This is a genomic window from Dermacoccus nishinomiyaensis, from assembly GCF_900447535.1.
GTDB lineage: Bacteria > Actinomycetota > Actinomycetes > Actinomycetales > Dermatophilaceae > Dermacoccus > Dermacoccus nishinomiyaensis.
The window spans coordinates 458,022-474,109 of record NZ_UFXX01000001.1 but is presented as its reverse complement, the minus strand read 5'-3'; the positions used below and the strand labels follow the sequence as shown (position 1 = coordinate 474,109).

General features: G+C 69.7%; 19 protein-coding genes. 8 read left to right on the top strand and 11 right to left on the bottom strand.

Features of this window, described 5'->3' with window-relative positions; all coding sequences use genetic code 11:
• Window positions 1-3 precede the first annotated feature (3 nt).
• Entirely contained in the window at window positions 4-639 is a 636-nt protein-coding gene (locus DYE07_RS02355; RefSeq protein WP_115296254.1) for a histidine phosphatase family protein, read from the bottom strand.
• Between the two features lie 29 nt (window positions 640-668).
• On the opposite strand from DYE07_RS02355, the gene DYE07_RS02350 reads away from it, so the two are divergent.
• The 5 genes from DYE07_RS02350 (at window position 669) to DYE07_RS02330 (ending at window position 3,497) form a co-directional block, all read left to right on the top strand.
• Window positions 669-1,097: an OsmC family protein gene (locus DYE07_RS02350; RefSeq protein WP_006944390.1), complete on the top strand. Its 429-nt coding sequence runs from the start codon at window positions 669-671 to the stop codon at window positions 1,095-1,097.
• A 178-nt stretch (window positions 1,098-1,275) separates the two neighbouring features.
• Window positions 1,276-1,743, top strand: coding sequence for an SRPBCC domain-containing protein (locus tag DYE07_RS02345; RefSeq protein WP_074039236.1), 468 nt, complete (start codon window positions 1,276-1,278; stop codon window positions 1,741-1,743).
• 3 nt (window positions 1,744-1,746) lie between these two features.
• Complete coding sequence (locus DYE07_RS02340) at window positions 1,747-2,370, top strand: L-threonylcarbamoyladenylate synthase (protein ID WP_006944340.1); 624 nt, start codon at window positions 1,747-1,749, stop codon at window positions 2,368-2,370.
• 96 nt (window positions 2,371-2,466) lie between these two features.
• Window positions 2,467-2,937 carry a YbjQ family protein gene (locus DYE07_RS02335; RefSeq protein WP_006944389.1) on the top strand — a complete coding sequence of 157 codons (471 nt, stop codon included), beginning with the start codon at window positions 2,467-2,469 and terminating at the stop codon, window positions 2,935-2,937.
• The gene (locus tag DYE07_RS02330; RefSeq protein ID WP_074039238.1) at window positions 2,934-3,497 is read left to right on the top strand and encodes a nucleosidase; all 564 of its coding nucleotides are present in this window, start codon (window positions 2,934-2,936) and stop codon (window positions 3,495-3,497) included. The genes DYE07_RS02335 and DYE07_RS02330 overlap by 4 nt, the downstream gene beginning before the upstream one ends.
• 179 nt (window positions 3,498-3,676) lie before the next feature.
• On the opposite strand, the gene DYE07_RS02325 is transcribed toward DYE07_RS02330, so the two are convergent.
• Window positions 3,677-4,489 (bottom strand): fructosamine kinase family protein, encoded by an 813-nt coding sequence (locus DYE07_RS02325; RefSeq protein ID WP_115297061.1) that lies wholly within the window; start codon window positions 4,487-4,489, stop codon window positions 3,677-3,679.
• 31 nt (window positions 4,490-4,520) lie between these two features.
• On the opposite strand from DYE07_RS02325, the gene fdhD reads away from it, so the two are divergent.
• Window positions 4,521-5,294 carry a formate dehydrogenase accessory sulfurtransferase FdhD gene (gene fdhD / locus DYE07_RS02320; RefSeq protein WP_115296252.1) on the top strand — a complete coding sequence of 258 codons (774 nt, stop codon included), beginning with the start codon at window positions 4,521-4,523 and terminating at the stop codon, window positions 5,292-5,294.
• Here fdhD and DYE07_RS02315 read toward each other — a convergent pair.
• The 3 genes from DYE07_RS02315 to DYE07_RS02310 form a co-directional block, all read right to left on the bottom strand.
• The gene (locus DYE07_RS02315) at window positions 5,284-5,724 is read right to left on the bottom strand and encodes a DMT family transporter (protein WP_147286877.1); all 441 of its coding nucleotides are present in this window, start codon (window positions 5,722-5,724) and stop codon (window positions 5,284-5,286) included. The genes fdhD and DYE07_RS02315 overlap by 11 nt on opposite strands.
• A 69-nt stretch (window positions 5,725-5,793) precedes the next feature.
• Window positions 5,794-6,021 carry a hypothetical protein gene (locus DYE07_RS14460; RefSeq protein WP_136788277.1) on the bottom strand — a complete coding sequence of 76 codons (228 nt, stop codon included), beginning with the start codon at window positions 6,019-6,021 and terminating at the stop codon, window positions 5,794-5,796.
• A gap of 36 nt (window positions 6,022-6,057) precedes the next feature.
• Window positions 6,058-7,449 (bottom strand): cystathionine beta-synthase, encoded by a 1,392-nt coding sequence (locus tag DYE07_RS02310; protein ID WP_074039241.1) that lies wholly within the window; start codon window positions 7,447-7,449, stop codon window positions 6,058-6,060.
• 155 nt (window positions 7,450-7,604) lie between these two features.
• Between DYE07_RS02310 and DYE07_RS02305 the strand changes: the two genes are divergently transcribed.
• Window positions 7,605-8,924, top strand: a complete 1,320-nt coding sequence (locus DYE07_RS02305) for a S1 family peptidase (protein WP_115296250.1) — start codon at window positions 7,605-7,607, stop codon at window positions 8,922-8,924.
• A gap of 23 nt (window positions 8,925-8,947) precedes the next feature.
• Here DYE07_RS02305 and DYE07_RS02300 read toward each other — a convergent pair whose 3' ends face one another.
• The 3 genes from DYE07_RS02300 to DYE07_RS02290 form a co-directional block, all read right to left on the bottom strand.
• Complete coding sequence (locus tag DYE07_RS02300) at window positions 8,948-10,057, bottom strand: malate/lactate/ureidoglycolate dehydrogenase (RefSeq protein WP_038568042.1); 1,110 nt, start codon at window positions 10,055-10,057, stop codon at window positions 8,948-8,950.
• 76 nt (window positions 10,058-10,133) lie between these two features.
• Window positions 10,134-10,541 carry a hypothetical protein gene (locus tag DYE07_RS02295; RefSeq protein ID WP_038568045.1) on the bottom strand — a complete coding sequence of 136 codons (408 nt, stop codon included), beginning with the start codon at window positions 10,539-10,541 and terminating at the stop codon, window positions 10,134-10,136.
• A 168-nt stretch (window positions 10,542-10,709) separates the two neighbouring features.
• Complete coding sequence (locus tag DYE07_RS02290; protein WP_074045350.1) at window positions 10,710-12,173, bottom strand: amino acid permease; 1,464 nt, start codon at window positions 12,171-12,173, stop codon at window positions 10,710-10,712.
• A gap of 211 nt (window positions 12,174-12,384) precedes the next feature.
• On the opposite strand from DYE07_RS02290, the gene DYE07_RS02285 reads away from it, so the two are divergent.
• Entirely contained in the window at window positions 12,385-12,804 is a 420-nt protein-coding gene (locus DYE07_RS02285) for an organic hydroperoxide resistance protein (RefSeq protein WP_040014430.1), read from the top strand.
• 152 nt (window positions 12,805-12,956) lie between these two features.
• Here the strand turns inward: DYE07_RS02285 and DYE07_RS02280 are convergent, their stop codons facing one another.
• The 3 genes from DYE07_RS02280 to DYE07_RS02270 form a co-directional block, all read right to left on the bottom strand.
• The gene (locus tag DYE07_RS02280; protein ID WP_006944345.1) at window positions 12,957-14,381 is read right to left on the bottom strand and encodes a C4-dicarboxylate transporter DctA; all 1,425 of its coding nucleotides are present in this window, start codon (window positions 14,379-14,381) and stop codon (window positions 12,957-12,959) included.
• A gap of 172 nt (window positions 14,382-14,553) precedes the next feature.
• Complete coding sequence (locus DYE07_RS02275) at window positions 14,554-15,687, bottom strand: methyltransferase domain-containing protein (RefSeq protein WP_115296249.1); 1,134 nt, start codon at window positions 15,685-15,687, stop codon at window positions 14,554-14,556.
• Between the two features lie 4 nt (window positions 15,688-15,691).
• Entirely contained in the window at window positions 15,692-15,979 is a 288-nt protein-coding gene (locus DYE07_RS02270; protein WP_006944351.1) for an acylphosphatase, read from the bottom strand.
• Window positions 15,980-16,088: the final 109 nt, after the last annotated feature.

The window sequence follows — 16,088 nt, the reverse complement described above, 5'->3', positions numbered from 1 at the left end:
ACCTCAGACCGACGGCAGGTGCGTCGTGTTCCACGAGGCGATCGTCGGGATTCCGTGGTGCGTGTCGAGGGCGCACACGGCGCCGGCGTCGAGCTGCAGCGACGCCGCGAAGCGCGGCTGCTGACGCAGGTACGCGGCGGCGAGGATGCGCAGCAGGTGCCCGTGGGCGACGAGGATGACGTCGCCCTGCTCCAGCAGCGGATGCACCCGTGCGAGCACGTGCGAGGCGCGCGCGGCGACGTCCTCGACCGTCTCACCCGGGGTCTCGCCAGGGATGACGCCGTCGGCGAAGATCTCCCAGTCGTACCCGACCTCCTCACGGATCTGCGGCGTCGACTTGCCCTCGTAGCCGCCGTAGTCCCACTCGCGCAGGTCGTCGTCGATCTCGAGGTTCTGCAGCCCGATGAGTTCGGCCGTGCGCCGCGCGCGCAGCAGCGGGGAGACGAACTCCGCGACGAAGTGGTGTCCGGCGAGCGCCTGCCCGGCCGCCCGCGCGACGGCCTCCCCGGCGGGCAGCAACGGCAGATCCGTGGTGCCGGTGTGGCGCCCGTCACGTGACCACTGCGTCTCGCCGTGGCGCACGAGCACGAGGCGTCCGGAGTCGGGGCGGGGGGCGTTGGGGCTGGCTGCGTCGGGCACGCCTGGCAGCCTAGTGGCACGATGGGCGTATGAGCGCCAACGACCCCCACCGCAGCGTCAGCATCTCCCGCACGAGCGCTGGACGCTTCGTCGCGACGAACGCGCGCGGCGGCACCCTCGAGTTCGGCTCGGGTGACGACACCGACTTCACGCCCGTCGAGCTGTTGCTCACCGCGATCGCCGGGTGCAGTGCCATCGACGTCGACATCTTCACCACGCGCCGCAGCGAGCCGACGCAGTTCGACGTCGTCGCCGAGGGCGACAAGGTGCGCGACGAGCAGGGCAACCACATGGGCCCGATCGACGTGACGTTCACCGTCCGTTTTCCCGAGGGCGACGCCGGCGACGCCGCGCGCAAGGTCTACCCGGAGACGGTCGAGTTGTCCCACGAGAAGCTGTGCACCGTCAGCCGCACGGTCGTGCTGCCCACCGAGGTGAGGATGCACGTCGCCGAATGACGGCCGCGGTGGCGGCGGCGCCCTGACGCTGTCCCCGGACCCGCTGCCCGGACGCGTTCTTGCCGCGCGTCGTCCCACGAATCGGACCCTGCGGATCGGGTGGGTGCGAATCCCCATCCGACCTCGTCGCCCGTGCCATAGTGTGCGGGCTGCTGTCGAGAGCCAGGGAGATGCGTCGGTGGACAAGATCACGCTCACCCATGACGTCCCGGTGCCGCCGGCGGCCGCGTTCTACCTGTTCGTCGGCGAGATCAGCAAGTGGTGGCCGCCGCTGCAGACTCCTGACCCCGCGCGTCATGCGGGCGTCGTCATCGAGGCCCGTCCGGGCGGGACCGTCAGCTTCCGAATCGGCGGCGAGGATCGCGCGTGGGGCGAGGTCGTCAGCGTCGACCTGCGCTCGTCGATCGTCTTCGACTGCTGGCGCCGCGGCGAGCATCGTCATCCGAGCCGCGTCAGCGTCCGGTTCAGCGACAGCGAATGGGGCACCCGCGTCACCTTCGAGCACGACGGTTGGGACGACGACAACGCAGGCGCGCGCGCCCGGTACGGCGACTGGCCGCTCATCCTCGCCGAGTTCGTCGCCCACACCCGCCGTCACGCGCGGGGGATCAGGGTGGCGGCGCGTGATCCGCGCGGCGTAGCCTGAGGCATGGCGCTCTTCCTCGACATCCACCCCCAGAACCCGCAGCCGCGCACCGTTCGTCAGGTCGTCGACGCTCTGCGTGACGGCGCGCTCATCGCCTACCCGACGTCGTCAGGTTTCGCTCTCGGTTGCGCGCTCGGCAACGCCGAGGGCAAGGAGCGCATGGTGCGCATCCGGCACCTCGACGCCAAGCACGACTTCACGCTCGTGTGCGAGGACTTCGCACAACTCGGTCAGCTCGTACAGCTCAACAACGCCGCGTTTCGGGCGATCAAGGCCTCGACGCCGGGGCCGTACACGTTCATCCTGCCCGCGACGGCGGAGGTGCCGCGCAAGCTCGTGCACCCGAAGAAGAAGACGGTCGGGGTGCGTCTCGACGACCATCCGATCGCGCGCGCCATCGTCGCGGAGTTGGGCGAGCCGCTGCTGTCGACGTCGCTCATTCTGCCCGACCAGGACGAACCGTTCACCTACGGCTGGGCCGTCAAGGACGCGCTCGACCATGAGGTCGACATCGTCATCGATGCCGACGAGGTCGAGCCGCGCCCGACGAGCGTCATCGACTACACGGACGCGGCGCCGACCGTGTTGCGCGTCGGTGCCGGCGACGTCGCGCGCTTCGAGGGCTGACGCCGCGTCGCCGCGCGAACGGGGCCTGGAACAAGGGCCGGAGAAGGCGCGGCGATCCACCCCCGCGGACGGTGCGTGCCGCCTAGACTCGACGTCATGATCATCGTGACGACGAACGACGTGACCGGTCACCGCATCGAGGCGACGATGGGTGAGTGCTTCGGCCTGACGGTGCGCTCGCGCCACATCGGCTCCAACATCGGCGCCGGGCTCAAGGCCATGGCCGGTGGTGAGCTCAAGGGCATCACCGAACTGCTCGTCGAGTGCCGCCGTGAAGCGTTGTCCCGCCTGGCCGCCGAGGCGCAGGCGCGCGGCGCGAACGCCGTCGTGGCATTCCGCTTCGAGACGAACGAGTTCGCACAGACCGGCATCGAGGTGTGCGCCTACGGCACGGCCGTCTATATCGCACCTGACGGCCAGCAGGGCGGGCAGCAGGCGCACCAGGGTCAGCAGGGCGGGGCGCAGCAGTGGAATGCGCCGGCGTCGCAGAGCATGGGCCAGCAGTTCGCGGGCGGCTCGGGCGAGCCCTCGCAGCAGTGGCAGGGCAACGCTGACGCACAGCGGTGACGACGCTCGTCGTCGCCGCGGCGGCCAGCGAGACGCGCTATCTTCCCGCTGACGTTGACATGGTCCTGACCGGCCTGGGCAAGACCGCGGCGGCAATCGCAACGACGCGGGCACTCGCGGAGCGTACGCCGCAGGAACGGGCGGGGCTGCAGGTCGTCAACCTCGGCTCATGTGGAGCCCTGCGCCCCGGCATGCGCGGCGTCTTCGAGCCGGGCGTCGTGCTCAACCACGACATCAGTGCCGACGCGATCCGCGCCCTCGGCCACGACGTGCGCGAGCGCCTCGGCGTCGGGGCAGGCGACCCAGAGCTCGTCCTGGCCACGGGTGACCTGTTCGTCAGCGACGCACAGGTGCGGGATGCTCTTGCCGAGCGCGCGTCGCTCGTCGACATGGAGGGCTACGCCGTCGTCGCGGCCTGCCAGGCGTTCGACGTGCCCGTGCGCGTCGTCAAGCACGTCTCGGACGACGCCGACGCCTCCGCGTTCGACTGGGCGACGCTCGTCGACACCTCGGCGCGCGACCTCGCGGCCTGGTTCACCGCCAACGTCTCGTCCACCTGACGCGCCGCTGGGCGAACGCACGCGCCGCGGGATGTGGCAGCGCTGGCTCCGCGGCTCGCGAGCGGCATCAGCATACGGTCGGGCGTCGCGTCGCAAGCCGTCAGGAGCGGGGCAACGCCACGGTCAGACGCTGTGCCATGGACCGTGAGGTCCGCGACTGAGCGCACGCCTCCAAGGCTTCACACGCCCAACAGCCGGGCCGACGCGTCGAGGGCCCGCGAGACGGGCTCGGCGTAGCCTGCGCCGAACAGGTGCAGGTGGACGAGCCAGCCGAACAGTTGATGCAGCGGCAGCTGCTCGCGCCAGTCGTCGGGCAGGTGGGCGGCCTCGGCGTAGGAATCGAGAATCGCCTCGAGCCCGGGGGCGCCGAACATCGTCAGCATCGCGAGGTCCGCGAGCGGGTGGTGCCCGCACGCCGCGGGGTCGATGACGACGGCGCCGCCGCGCGTCCACAGGACGTTGCCGCTCCACAGGTCGCCGTGTACGCGGGCGGGCCGCACGAACTCACCCGAGGCGCCCCAGGTGTCGACGGCCCCCGATTCGACGGCGCTGCAGACGCGCTGCGCGAGGTCGGCGTCGCGTCCCGCCAGCCGCGTGCGCTCCAGCACCGGTCGCAGCCGGGCCTGCGTGTAGAACGCCCCGAACGTCGCCGATTCGACATGGGGGAGCGTGAGCGGCTGATCGAGCGGACCGAAGAAGTACGTCGACGCGCCGGGCGGCAGCGCACCGAACGCGGGGGCGCCCGCAGCATGCGTCGCCGCCAGAGCAGCACCGAACCGGGCCGCGGCCGCGTCGACGCCGTCGCTCGGGCGAGCCTCGTCTAGGCGCTCCAACGTCACCGACGTGGCGTCCTGGTCGAGCACCTCGACGACGTCGACGCCCCCATCGGCGCTCGCTGCGGCGAGCCACCGCAACCCCGCAGCCTCCGTGGCGAAGAAGCCGGACGGCGCGCCGGCTCGCTGCTTCACGTACGTGTTCTCGCGTCCGTTCATGCGATGAGAGTACGCTCGCGAGGTGCCGCAGATGACCACGCGCCGCCCCGTCCACCGCATCAACGCCGGGGGCATGAGCCGTCGCCCCGACGACCTCGTCGTCGAGGCGCCCCTCGAACTGCACCTCGACGACACGACCCTGGCTGTCCTCATGCGCACGCCCGGGCACGACACCGAACTCGCCGCCGGGTGGCTGCTCGTCGAGTCGGGAACGAGCGCGCCGGAGCACATCCGTCAGCTGCGCGGATGCTGGAAGAACGAGACCGACGCCATCGAGATCACCCTCGCCGCCGGCGTCGAACCACCGCGTCCGCGCTCGTTCGTCACCGGCGCGGCATGCGGCGTGTGCAGCGCCGACCAGCTGACGCTCGGACCCGCCATCGCGACGTGCGAAAAGGTGTTGAGCGCCGACGTCGCTCGCGAACTGCCCGACGCTCTGCGCCGCGGCCAGCGTGCCTTCGAACGCACCGGGGGGCTGCACGCGGCAGCCCTCGCGACGTACGACGGGGTGCTGGGGCCGGTGCGTGAGGATGTCGGGCGTCACAACGCCGTCGACAAGGTGCTCGGTCGCGCCCTCATGGAGGGTGAGCTGCCCGCGACGGATCGGCTGCTAGTCGTGTCCGGCCGGGTGTCTTTCGAGATCGTCCAGAAGGCCGTCGCGGCGGGCGTCAGCGGCATCGTCGCGGTATCGGCGCCGAGCTCGATGGCCGTCGATCTGTGCGAGGAATACGGACTCGTGCTCGTCGGCATGATGCGCCGCGACCACTTCAACGTCTACGCCGGCGCCGACCGCGTCAGCGCCTGACGGACGAGCCCTCGACGGCGCCGCGTCCTCTCGCGATCGTGTTCCACACGTACGCCATGCCCGTGCCAGGTGCGCCCAACGCGAGCATGCTCAGCACGACGCGCCAGCTGAGGTGCACCTCGCCGCGGCCCACGAACGGCGTGAGCACGAGCGCGCTGAGCGAGACCTGGAAGCACGCGACGGCGAGCGCCGGCAGCCCACGCGGAGCGATCTGCTTGCGCAGGTAGGTGAAGCCGAGGCCGTAGCACGCGGTCGCGGCGAGGCATGCGAGCTGACCCGTCGCGCTCGAACCGCCGAGTGAGTGCCACGGCGACAGGATGGTGAGCACGCCGACGAAGCCGAGGACGAGGCCGATGGCGCGATCACGCGTCAGCCGTTCCTCCGGCAGCGCCGCGACGGCGATGATCATCGTCATGAGCGGCGCCGTCACGTCTTAGATGCTCGCCAGGATGGAGGAGGCGTGCTGCTCGGCCCACGCGAAGAGTAGAAACGGCACGACTCACAACAGCATCGTGACGACGAGCAGGTGGCCTCGCACCGCACGATCCCGCGGGAGCGGTTGGCGCCGCACCGCACAGATCGCGAGCAGCGCGAGCGCGCCGCTCGCCATGCGGGCGAGCACCTGCACAACGGACAGCCACCTCGAGGCCGACCTTCGTGACCAGGAAGCTCGAACCCACATGAGCGCCAGCAACACGAACTGCGCCCCGACCGGCATGCGATTCACGGCGGGACTCCTGCGTCCTGACGCCAGGGTCCGGCGTCAGTTCGCGAGCGCCTCGAGCAGGTCGAAGCGGGTGAGGACGCCGATGGGGCGGCCGCCGTCGACGACGAGGACGGCGCCCTCGTCATGCAGCGCCTCGCGCGCCGCCGACACCGGTTCGCCGCGGCCGATGAGCGGCAGGCCCTCGCCGAGGTGGTCGGCGATGGCGTCGCTGAGCTGCGCGTCCCCGGCGAACAACAGGTCCATGAGCGTGCGCTCGCTGACGGCGCCGCGCACCTCGCCGAGCATGACGGGCGGCTCGGCGGCGACGACGGGGAGCTGGCTGACGCCGTACTCGCGCATGATGTCGATCGCGTCGCGGATCGTCTCCTGCGGGTGGGTGTGGACGAGGTCGGGCAGGTCGCCGGACTTGGCCTGCAGCACGTCGCCGACGGTGCGCTCGCCCTCGCCGGTGATGAAGCCGTAGGAGTTCATCCACGCGTCGTCGAAGATCTTCGACATGTAGCCGCGCCCGGAGTCGGGCAGCAGAACGACGACGACGGCGTCCTCGGGCAGGTCCTTCGCCACGCGTAGCGCGGCGACGACGGCCATGCCGCTCGAACCGCCGACGAGCAGGCCCTCCTTCTCGGCGAGCTGACGCGTCATGGCGAACGCCTCGGCGTCGTTGACGGCGATGACGTCGTCCGGCACCGACGGGTCGTAGGCGCCGGGCCACATGTCCTCACCGACGCCCTCGACGAGGTAGGGACGCCCGGTGCCGCCCGAGTAGATCGAGCCCTCCGGGTCGGCGCCGATGATGCGCACGGGCCCACCGTCGGCCTCGGGGCGCTCGGCGCTGACCTCCTTGAGGTAGCGGCCGGTGCCCGAGATGGTGCCGCCCGTGCCGGCGCCCGCGACGAAGTGCGTGACGCGCCCGTCGGTGTCGCGCCAGATCTCCGGGCCGGTCGTCTCGTAGTGCGACTGCGGGCCGTGCTGGTTGAAGAACTGGTTCGGCTTCCACGCCCCGGGTGTCTCCTGCGTGATGCGGTCGGAGACCGAGTAGTACGAGTCGGGGTGGTCGGGCGCGACGGACGTCGGCGTGACGACGACCTGGGCGCCGTAGGCGCGCAGCACGTCCATCTTGTCCTTGGCGACCTTGTCGGGGCAGACGAAGATGCAGCGGTAACCCTTGCGCTGCGCGACGAGCGCGAGACCGACGCCGGTGTTGCCCGAGGTCGGCTCGACGATGGTGCCGCCGGGCTTCAGCTCGCCGGAGGCCTCGGCCGCCTCGATCATCTTGAGGGCGATGCGGTCCTTGACCGAGCCGCCGGGGTTGAAGTACTCGACCTTCGCGAGGACGGTCGCGCGCACGCCCGCCTCACGCGCGACGGTGCCCAGCTTGACCAGAGGGGTGTTTCCGACCAGATCGACGACGCTCTCCGCATAGTTCATGGCTGGATCATTTCATGCCGTGCCGGTAGGGGCGTGGCGAGAATTCTCCGAAGCTCAACGCCACCTGGACATGACCTGTCGTTCTACTGTGTGACTTGCGGTGTGACAACGCCGTGTCGACGCGGGTGCGCCCGCCTCATCACCAGGAGATCCCCATGGCCGTTCGCACCCGCATCCCGTTGGTCGCGCTCAGCGCCGTCGTCGGCGCAGCCACCCTCGCCTCGGCTCCCGCATCGAGCGCCGCGACGCGGTTCGCCACGTACGACGCGATCGTCGCGCTCGACAACTGCTCGGGTTCGCTCGTGCGCTTCCCCGGCGCTGCCGACACCGACAAGGCCCTCGTCCTGACGAACGGGCACTGCATCGGCACGATGCCGGAGCCGTCGACGTTCGTCTACGACAAGGCCGAGACACGTTCGGCGACCGTGCTCGGCGGCAGCGACGCGCACACCGTGACGAAGCTGACACTCGATCGCCTCCAGTACGCGACGATGACGGGCACCGATGTCGCCGTGTACCGCAGCACGTCGACGTACGCGCAGCTCGCGGCGAAGAACGTCACCGCTCGCCCGCTCGCGGCCACGCACCCGAGCGACGAGGCGAGCATCGACATTCCGTCGGGCTACTGGAAGCAGCACTACGGCTGCGCGATCAACGGTTTCGTGTACCGGTTGAAGGAGGGCGGCTACACGATGAACGACTCGATCCGCTACTCGACGTGCCAGACGCCGCACGGCAGCTCCGGCTCGCCGATCGTCGATGCGACGAGCGGCACCGTCATCGGCATCAACAACACCGGCAACGACGACGGCAAGCGCTGCACACTCGACAATCCGTGCGAGGTCGACGCGGCGGGCAACGTCAGCGTCCACCAGGGCCAGAGCTACGGTCAGCAGACGTACCCGCTCACCGCGTGCTTCACCGCCGGGCGCATCGACCTCGGGCTCAAGGGCTGCACCCTGTTCGGCGCGACGCCCGCGCAGCCGCCGACCGACCCGACGCCGACTCCTACACCGGACACGAACCTTCTCGTCAACGGTGACTTCGAATCCGGCACCCGCGGCTGGGGCGGCACGACGGGCGCCATCACGACCGATGTGACGTACGCCGCGCACGGCGGCGCGGCGAAGGCGTGGCTGGGCGGCAACGGCCGACGCGTCAGCGAATCGCTCAGCCGGAGCGTCACGATCCCCGCGAACGCGAAGACCCCGACGCTGACGTACTGGAGCCGTGTCGTGACGGCCGAGACCGGCTCGCGCGCCTACGACACGTTCAGTCTTGACGTCGTCGACGGCACCTCGACGAAGCGTGTGGCGTCAGCCTCGAACCTCGATGCGAGCAGCGACTACGTGCGTCACACCGTCGATCTGTCGGCGTACAAGGGCCGCAGCGTCACGCTGCGTTTCAGTGAGAGCGAGGACGCCGACCTCGCGACGAGCTTCCTCGTCGACGACGTCAGCGTGACGGCGGGCTGACGCGCTCAGGAGCTCTGACGCATTCAGGCGGCGGCGCAGGCGTTCCAGGCGGCGAGGGTGGTGTCGTCGTCGGGGACGCCTGCGGCGCGCGCCGCGTCGGCGATGCCGCGCCACGTCGTCTCGTCGACAGGCAGACCGTCGCGGGTGCGGGTGGCGCGCGTGGCGCGTTCGACCTCGCCGGGCAGCAGCGGCCCATGCTCGGCGCCGGCGGGCGCGGGGGAGGCCTTGACCCATTCGAGGAAAGCATCGGCCGCGCCGGAGTCGAGTGAGCCGAGTGCGTTCGGGTCGATGAGGATGCTCGTCATCGAGTTGTAGATCGACGTCGCATCGTGCGCCGTCTCCTCACGCGTCGTCAGCCCGCCTGTGAGGGCGCCGCCGAGCAGTTCGCACATGATGGCCAGGCCCCCGCCCTTGTGCAGACCCATGGCACGCAGCGCGCCGTGCGGTTCGTCGAACAGCACCGACGGGTCGTCCGTCGGGCGCCCCTCGTGGTCGATGAGGCTGCCCTCGGGTGCCTCGACGCCCTTGTTGTGCGCGACACGCGCCTTGCCGTACGCGATGGCGCTCGTCGCGAAGTCGAGCAGGATGGTCGGTTCACCGACACGCGGGAAGGCGACGCAGAACGGGTTCGTGCTGAAACGGGCGTCGCTGCCGCCGAACGGCGCGACCATGAGGCTGCCGCCGACGTTGACGAAGTGGATGCTGATGAGCCCCGCCGCCGCGCACTGCTCGGCCCAGTGACCGATGCGGCCGACGTGGTGGGAGTTGCGCAGGCCCACGAGCGCGAGACCGTACTCGCGGGCCCGTTCGATGCCGACCGCCATCGCGTCGAACGCCATCGCCTGACCGAAGCCGTGCACGCCGTCGACGACGAGGACGGCGCCCGCGTCCGTCACCGTCTCCAGTTCGGCGTTGACGACGAGCCCACCCGCGGCGGCCGAGCCGACGTACGTCGGGATCATGCCGACACCGTGCGAGTCGTGCCCCGCGAGGTTGGCGGCGACGAGGTGGTCGGCGACGAGGCGCGCCTCGCGTTCGTCGCTGCCGAGCGCGTCACAGACGGTGCGGACGAGGTCGTGCGCCACGGCGGGCGGGACGATGCGTGTGGTCACGGCGGCAGGATTGGACGTCATGTCTCCAGCGTAGGCGTCCGCGAATCGGGCCCGGGCGGCGCCCGCGCCGATCCGGTGCCGACGAACGACGCACGTCTCAGGCCGCGCTCGACCACAACCGCACGGGTGTGATGCCGCCGGGTGTGCGCACGAGCACGGGCCACGCGAGGTGCTCGCCGAGCTCACGGGTCAGGGCGTCGGCCCAGCCCTCCTCGAACGGTGACGCGCCGGTCGTGCCCGATCGTTCGAGGCACAGTGCCGCGCCGCTGGGGACGCGATCATCGTCGACGAGGTGACGCACGAGCTCGCCGAGGCTGTCGATCGAGCGGGCATCCGGGGTGAGGCTGAGGCCCTCGATCTGCGTGAGGGCCGGCAGCGGGCGGGCGCTCGGGTCGAGGAACATCAGCCACAGGTTGCGCCCGCGCAGCGGGGCGGTCTCGAGCAGCGTCGTCCACGTCGCGACGAGCTCGGTGAGGTCGGTGATGGGTTCGTGCGCAGCAGTCATGGCTCCACCCTGACGCCTGGCTTCGCGGCGCCGCGTTCGTCATCCACAGCCGTCACACCTGGGGATGAGCCGACTGCGACTGCACGAGACTCACAGCCGCGTGTCGACATGACGACGGGGTGACGTCCGCCTGAGCGGACGACACCCCGTCGTCGTGGGCGAGCCGGGTCAGCTACGACGCGTGACCTCGGCGTTCTCCCGCTCCACCTTCGCGGCGTGCTCGGCACGCAGCTGCTCGTGCGCCGGGCGACGACGCACGATGAGGAAGTACGCGGCGAGCAGGATGACGAACCACAGCGGCGTCCACAGCAACGCCTGACGGGTGTCGTCCTTGATCCACAGCGTCCACAGCACGAAGACGAAGAACGCCATCGTCGCGTAGCACATGACGACGCCACCGGGCATCTTGAAGGTGCTCGCCTCGTGCAGGTGCGGGCGGCGACGACGGTAGACGACGTAGCTGATGAGGATGATCGTCCACACGAACATGAAGCAGATCGCGGAGACCGTCGTGATCTTGTCGAACGCGTCGGCGACGCTGCCGCTCGCGCCGAGCAGCGGCAGGCCGATGAGCAGCAGCAACCCGCACGACAAGGCGAGGGAAGCCACCGGCACGCGGTTGCGTGACAGGCGCGAGAACACACGCGGCGCGTCGTTCTCCTCGGCGAGGCCGTAGACCATGCGTGAGGTCGAGTAGATGCCCGAGTTTGCGGAGGAGGCGGCCGACGTCATGACCACGAAGTTGACGACACCCGCGGCCGCGGCGAGCCCGGCAAGAGCGAACATCTTGACGAACGGCGACTCGCCGGCCTTGAACTCCGTCCACGGACGCACCGACATGAGGATGACGAGCGCGCCGACGTAGAACAACAGCATGCGGATCGGCACCGAGTTGACGGCGCGCGGCAGGTTCTTCTCCGGGTCCTTCGTCTCAGCAGCGGCGGTGCCGACGAGCTCGACGCCGACGAACGCGAACACGGCGATCTGGAAGCCCGCGGCGAAGCCCATGAACCCCATGGGGAAGATGCCGCCGTGCGACCACAGGTTCGAGAACGACGACTTCTGCCCGCCGTGCGAGCTGCCCGTGAAGATCATGTAGAGGCCGACGACGATGAGCGTGATGATCGCGAGGACCTTGATGAGCGCGAACCAGAACTCGAGCTCGCCGAACGCCTTGACGCTCGGCAGGTTGAGCAGGAACAGCAGCGCGACGAGCCCGACGGCGGGAATCCACGACGGGGTGTCGGGCCACCAATACTGGATGTACTTGGCGATGGCGGTCGTGTCGGCGATCGCCGTCGCGATCCAGCAGAACCAGTACGTCCAGCCGACGAAGTACGAGGCCCACGGGCCGAGGATGTCGCCCGCGAAGTCGGCGAACGACTTGTAGTTGAGGTTGCTCAGCAGCAACTCACCCATGGCGCGCAGCACGAAGTACAGGAAGAACCCGATGATCGCGTACACGAGGATGACGGACGGGCCGGCGACGCTGATCGTCTTGCCCGAGCCCATGAACAGGCCCGTGCCGATCGTTCCGCCGATGGCGATGAGCTGGAGGTGGCGGTTGGAGAGCCCCCGGGAGAGGTGCTCGCCGGCCGGTTCGTCATGAACCGGCGCTGCGGGTGTCGACATGCGCTGCCTTCCTGATCGTGGTCACGCGTCGAGGGGAGCTTATGAGCAAGATGTTTCATCGGTGTGACGTGACACACGCCTTTCGCATCAAGGTTGCATAACGCTGCGTTGGGGTGGATGCCGTCGTCGATCCATGACGGTAGCGCTCATGGCAGCACCGACGGCGGCGCCGTCATGGAATAGCCGGCGGGCCCGCGTGGTTGCACCGAGCATGGAACCGATCTACACCGCAGAAGCACTCGCCACCGGCGCCGGCCGCAACGGCCACGTCCACTCCAGCGACGGCCGCGTCGACCTCGACCTCGCCGTCCCGCAGGCCATGGGCGGTTCGGGTGACGGCGCGAACCCCGAGCAGCTCTTCGCCGCCGGATACGCCGCGTGCTTCCACTCGGCCCTGCAGATGGTGGCCCGCGGCGCAGGCGCCGACCTGGGGGAGTCGAGCGTCGGCGCGCGCGTCTCCATCGGCAAGGCCGGGGAGGGCTTCGGCCTGGCCGTCGAACTCGAGGTCGTCATCCCCGACCTGCCGCATGACGAGGCGCAGGCGCTCGCCGACAAGGCGCACCAGGTGTGCCCCTACTCCAACGCGACGCGCGGCAACATCGACGTCACCGTCACCGTCAGCGAGGACTGAGGCGCCGCGACCGAGAGCGGTTCGCGCGGGCGCCGCGCTGGCTGAACCGGCCGCGCGACGGCGCGTCGCCGCGGCAGCGTGACTGACATGACGAGCGGGTCCCCACCTCGAGGTGGGGACCCGCTCGTCATGGGTCGTGACGCTCGAAACCGTCAGTGCTGCGCGACGGGCGACGCGCCGCGCACGCCGGAGGAGTGCGGATCGTCCTCCATCGAGGAGTAGTCGAACGGGTCGCGCCCGCCGAGCACGTCACCGAGGCGCTCGCGGTCGATCGTCTTCGTCCACGTGCCGATCAGGACCGTCGCGACCGAGTTGCCCGCGAAGTTCGTCAGTGCGCGGGCCTCTGACATGAAGCGGTCGATGCCGACGATGAGGCCGACGCCGTCGACGAGTTCGGGCTTGTGGCTGCTGAGGCCGCCGGCGAGGGTGGCGAGACCGGCGCCGGTGACGCCGGCCGCACCCTTGGAGGCGACGATCATGAAGACGAGCAGGCCGATCTGTTCGCCGATCGACATGGGCATGTTCATCGCGTCGGCGATGAAGAGCGAACTCATCGTCAGGTAGATCGCGGTGCCGTCGAGGTTGAACGAGTACCCCGTCGGCACGACGATGCCGACGGTGGAGCGGTTGATGCCGGCGTGCTCCATCTTTGCCATGAGGTTCGGCAGCGCCGACTCCGACGACGATGTCGCGAGGATGAGGAGGAACTCGCGGCCGAGGTACTTGAACAGCTTCCAGATGTTGACGCGCGCGACGACCCACAGCAGCGCGCCGAGAATGACGAAGATGAACAGCGCGCACGTGACGTAGAAGCCCGCCATCAGTTTCGCCATCTCACCGACGGCCTTGGCGCCGGATTCACCGACGACGGCCGCCATCGCACCGAACGCGCCGATCGGGGCGAGCCACAGCACCATCGACAGCACGCGGAACACGATCTTCTGCATCGTGGCGATCGCACGCAGCGCGGGTTCGGCGGAGTCGCCGATGCGCTGGATGGCGAAGCCGACGAGCAGTGCGATGAACAGCACCTGCAGGACGCTGCCGGAGGTGAACGCGGAGAAGAACGTGTCGGGGATGATGCTCTTGAGGAAGTCGATGAACCCGCCCGACTTCTCGGCCGTCTTGACGTACTTGTCGGCCGATCCGTGCTTGACCGTCAGCCCGTGGCCCGGCTGGATGATGTTGCCGACGACGAGACCGATCGCAAGCGCGAACGTCGACATGGTGAGGAAGTAGGCGAGCGCCATGCCTCCTGCGCGCCCGACCGTCGCGGCCTTGCGGACGGAGCCGATGCCCAGCACGATCGTGCAGAAGATGACCGGCGTGATCATCATCTTGATGAGGCTGACGAACATCTCACCGAGCGGCTTCCAGGCCTTCGCCGCGTCCGGCGCGACGAGACCGAAGACGATGCCGGCGATGACGGCGACGATGACGCCGATGTAGAGGTAGTGGCTGCGATCCTTCTTGGGGGATGTCGCGGCCGTGGAGACCTCCGGCGGCGCGCCCTCGGCGGAACTGCGCGGTGGTGGCGTGGGCGACGACGATACGTCGTGGTCGTACTGATCCGACACGGATGGCTTCCGATCTTGCGGCTGAACTGTGACGCCGTTCACCCTAGGGTGAAGATCAGACAACCTATGAGGTGGGGTGCCCCACACCGGATTTTGTGACGAAATCGATGCCGTCTGCGGGCGGGGGCGCTCTCGGGCTCCGGTCGACTACGAGTTCGGGCCGTGACTCAACTCACGCGGGCCGGCGTGACAGGAGCGCCGCGACCTCGGCGTGGTTGGTGTGCGGAAACATGTCGAACAGTCGCGCGGCCGGCACGTCGAAGCTCGGCATCGCGGCGAGATCGGCGGCGAGGCTCGTCGGGTTGCAGCTCGAGTAGATGACGTGCGCGACGCAGCTGCGCTCGAGCGCGTCGGCGAGCGCTTCGATGCCGCGTCGCGGCGGGTTGACGACGACGAGATCCGGAACGTCGTGCTCGGGCATGACGAGGGTGCTCGCGTCGCCGACGTCGAACGTCACCGTCGCGTCCGACCCGGCTTCGGTGGCGCTGCGACGGGCGCTGTCGATGGCGCTCGGTTCGATCTCGACGCCGTGGACGCGGCGGGTGCCGTCCGCAAGATGGAGGGCGAAGCCGCCGACGCCGCAGTACAGGTCGAGCACCTGACGAGCGTCGACGTCGTCGGCCCACGCGCGCGCCTGGCGGTACAACGCCGCGGCGACATCGGTGTTCGTCTGGAAGAAGCTGCGGTGCTGCAGGTACAGCGTCACGTCGCCGACGGCCGCACGCAGCGTCTGCGTGGGCGTCAGGGCGATCTCGACATCCCCCTCGACGACGGCCTTGTGCTCCGGATGGATGTTCGCAGAGACGGCGACGATCTGCGGCAGGCGGTCCGTCAGGGCGGGCAGGGCGGCGCTGAGTCGGTCAACTCCGTCATTGGTGCGCACGACGAAGCGGACGAGCAACTCGCCGTCAGTGTTGGTGGTGACGATGACGAACTTGAGCTCGCCCGTGCGCGCGTCGACGTCATAGGGCATGAGACGTGCGTAGGTGATGAACCCGGCGAGGTCGGGCACGACGTCCCAGATCGGCCGTTCCTGGATGGGGCACTCGCGCAGGTCGACGGCAGGGCGCCCGGGCAGTGCGAGCCCGAGCGTCGGAGCGTCGACGTGGCCGCCGACGGCGAGCTTCACCTTGTTGCGAAACGCGGCCGGGCGCGATGCGGCGGGGGAGAGCCACGCCTCGGGCGCCACTCGTGGGGCGAGGGTGTGCTCGACGGACGTCTGCTTGCGCATGAGTTGCTCGTCGTACGGCACGGCCAGGTTCGTGCACGAGCGGCACGCACCGACGTCGAAATAGTGGCAGTGCACGCGCTCAGCGGCGGACGGTGAAGTCGTCGTAACCCTCGGGGGCGACGTCTCGCACCTCGACGTCGTCGACGGACGCCGCGTCGGGGCCGTCGTGACACCAGTCCACGAGCGATTCGACGGCGTCCGGCGTACCCTCGGCGACGACGTGCACCGCGGCGTCATCGAGGTTCTCGACGTAGCCGACGAGCCCCAGCGTGCGCGCCTGCTCGGCGCACGCGGCACGGTAGCTGACGCCCTGAACGGTGCCGGTGACGCGCAGATCGACCGCGCGGGACTGGTTCGAGACTGACATGCGCCTACGGTACGTCAGCGGCCCGCTGGCCTGCATCAGCGCTGCAGGTGGGGGCCGTGGCCGGGTCGCGGGTGCCGCGCCCGCCGGTTTCGCAGCCCGAACGCGCGTT

Excerpts from the sequence above, each read along its gene's own strand:
- DYE07_RS02350 (WP_006944390.1), top strand. The coding sequence starts at position 669 with ATGAGCGCCAACGACCCCCACCGCAGCGTCAGCATCTCCCGCACGAGC.
- DYE07_RS02340 (WP_006944340.1), top strand. The coding sequence starts at position 1,747 with ATGGCGCTCTTCCTCGACATCCACCCCCAGAACCCGCAGCCGCGCACC.
- DYE07_RS02335 (WP_006944389.1), top strand. The coding sequence starts at position 2,467 with ATGATCATCGTGACGACGAACGACGTGACCGGTCACCGCATCGAGGCG.
- DYE07_RS02325 (WP_115297061.1), bottom strand. The coding sequence starts at position 4,489 with ATGAACGGACGCGAGAACACGTACGTGAAGCAGCGAGCCGGCGCGCCG.
- fdhD (WP_115296252.1), top strand. The coding sequence starts at position 4,521 with ATGACCACGCGCCGCCCCGTCCACCGCATCAACGCCGGGGGCATGAGC.
- DYE07_RS02310 (WP_074039241.1), bottom strand. The coding sequence starts at position 7,449 with ATGAACTATGCGGAGAGCGTCGTCGATCTGGTCGGAAACACCCCTCTG.
- DYE07_RS02305 (WP_115296250.1), top strand. The coding sequence starts at position 7,605 with ATGGCCGTTCGCACCCGCATCCCGTTGGTCGCGCTCAGCGCCGTCGTC.
- DYE07_RS02300 (WP_038568042.1), bottom strand. The coding sequence starts at position 10,057 with ATGACGTCCAATCCTGCCGCCGTGACCACACGCATCGTCCCGCCCGCC.
- DYE07_RS02295 (WP_038568045.1), bottom strand. The coding sequence starts at position 10,541 with ATGACTGCTGCGCACGAACCCATCACCGACCTCACCGAGCTCGTCGCG.
- DYE07_RS02290 (WP_074045350.1), bottom strand. The coding sequence starts at position 12,173 with ATGTCGACACCCGCAGCGCCGGTTCATGACGAACCGGCCGGCGAGCAC.
- DYE07_RS02285 (WP_040014430.1), top strand. The coding sequence starts at position 12,385 with ATGGAACCGATCTACACCGCAGAAGCACTCGCCACCGGCGCCGGCCGC.
- DYE07_RS02270 (WP_006944351.1), bottom strand. The coding sequence starts at position 15,979 with ATGTCAGTCTCGAACCAGTCCCGCGCGGTCGATCTGCGCGTCACCGGC.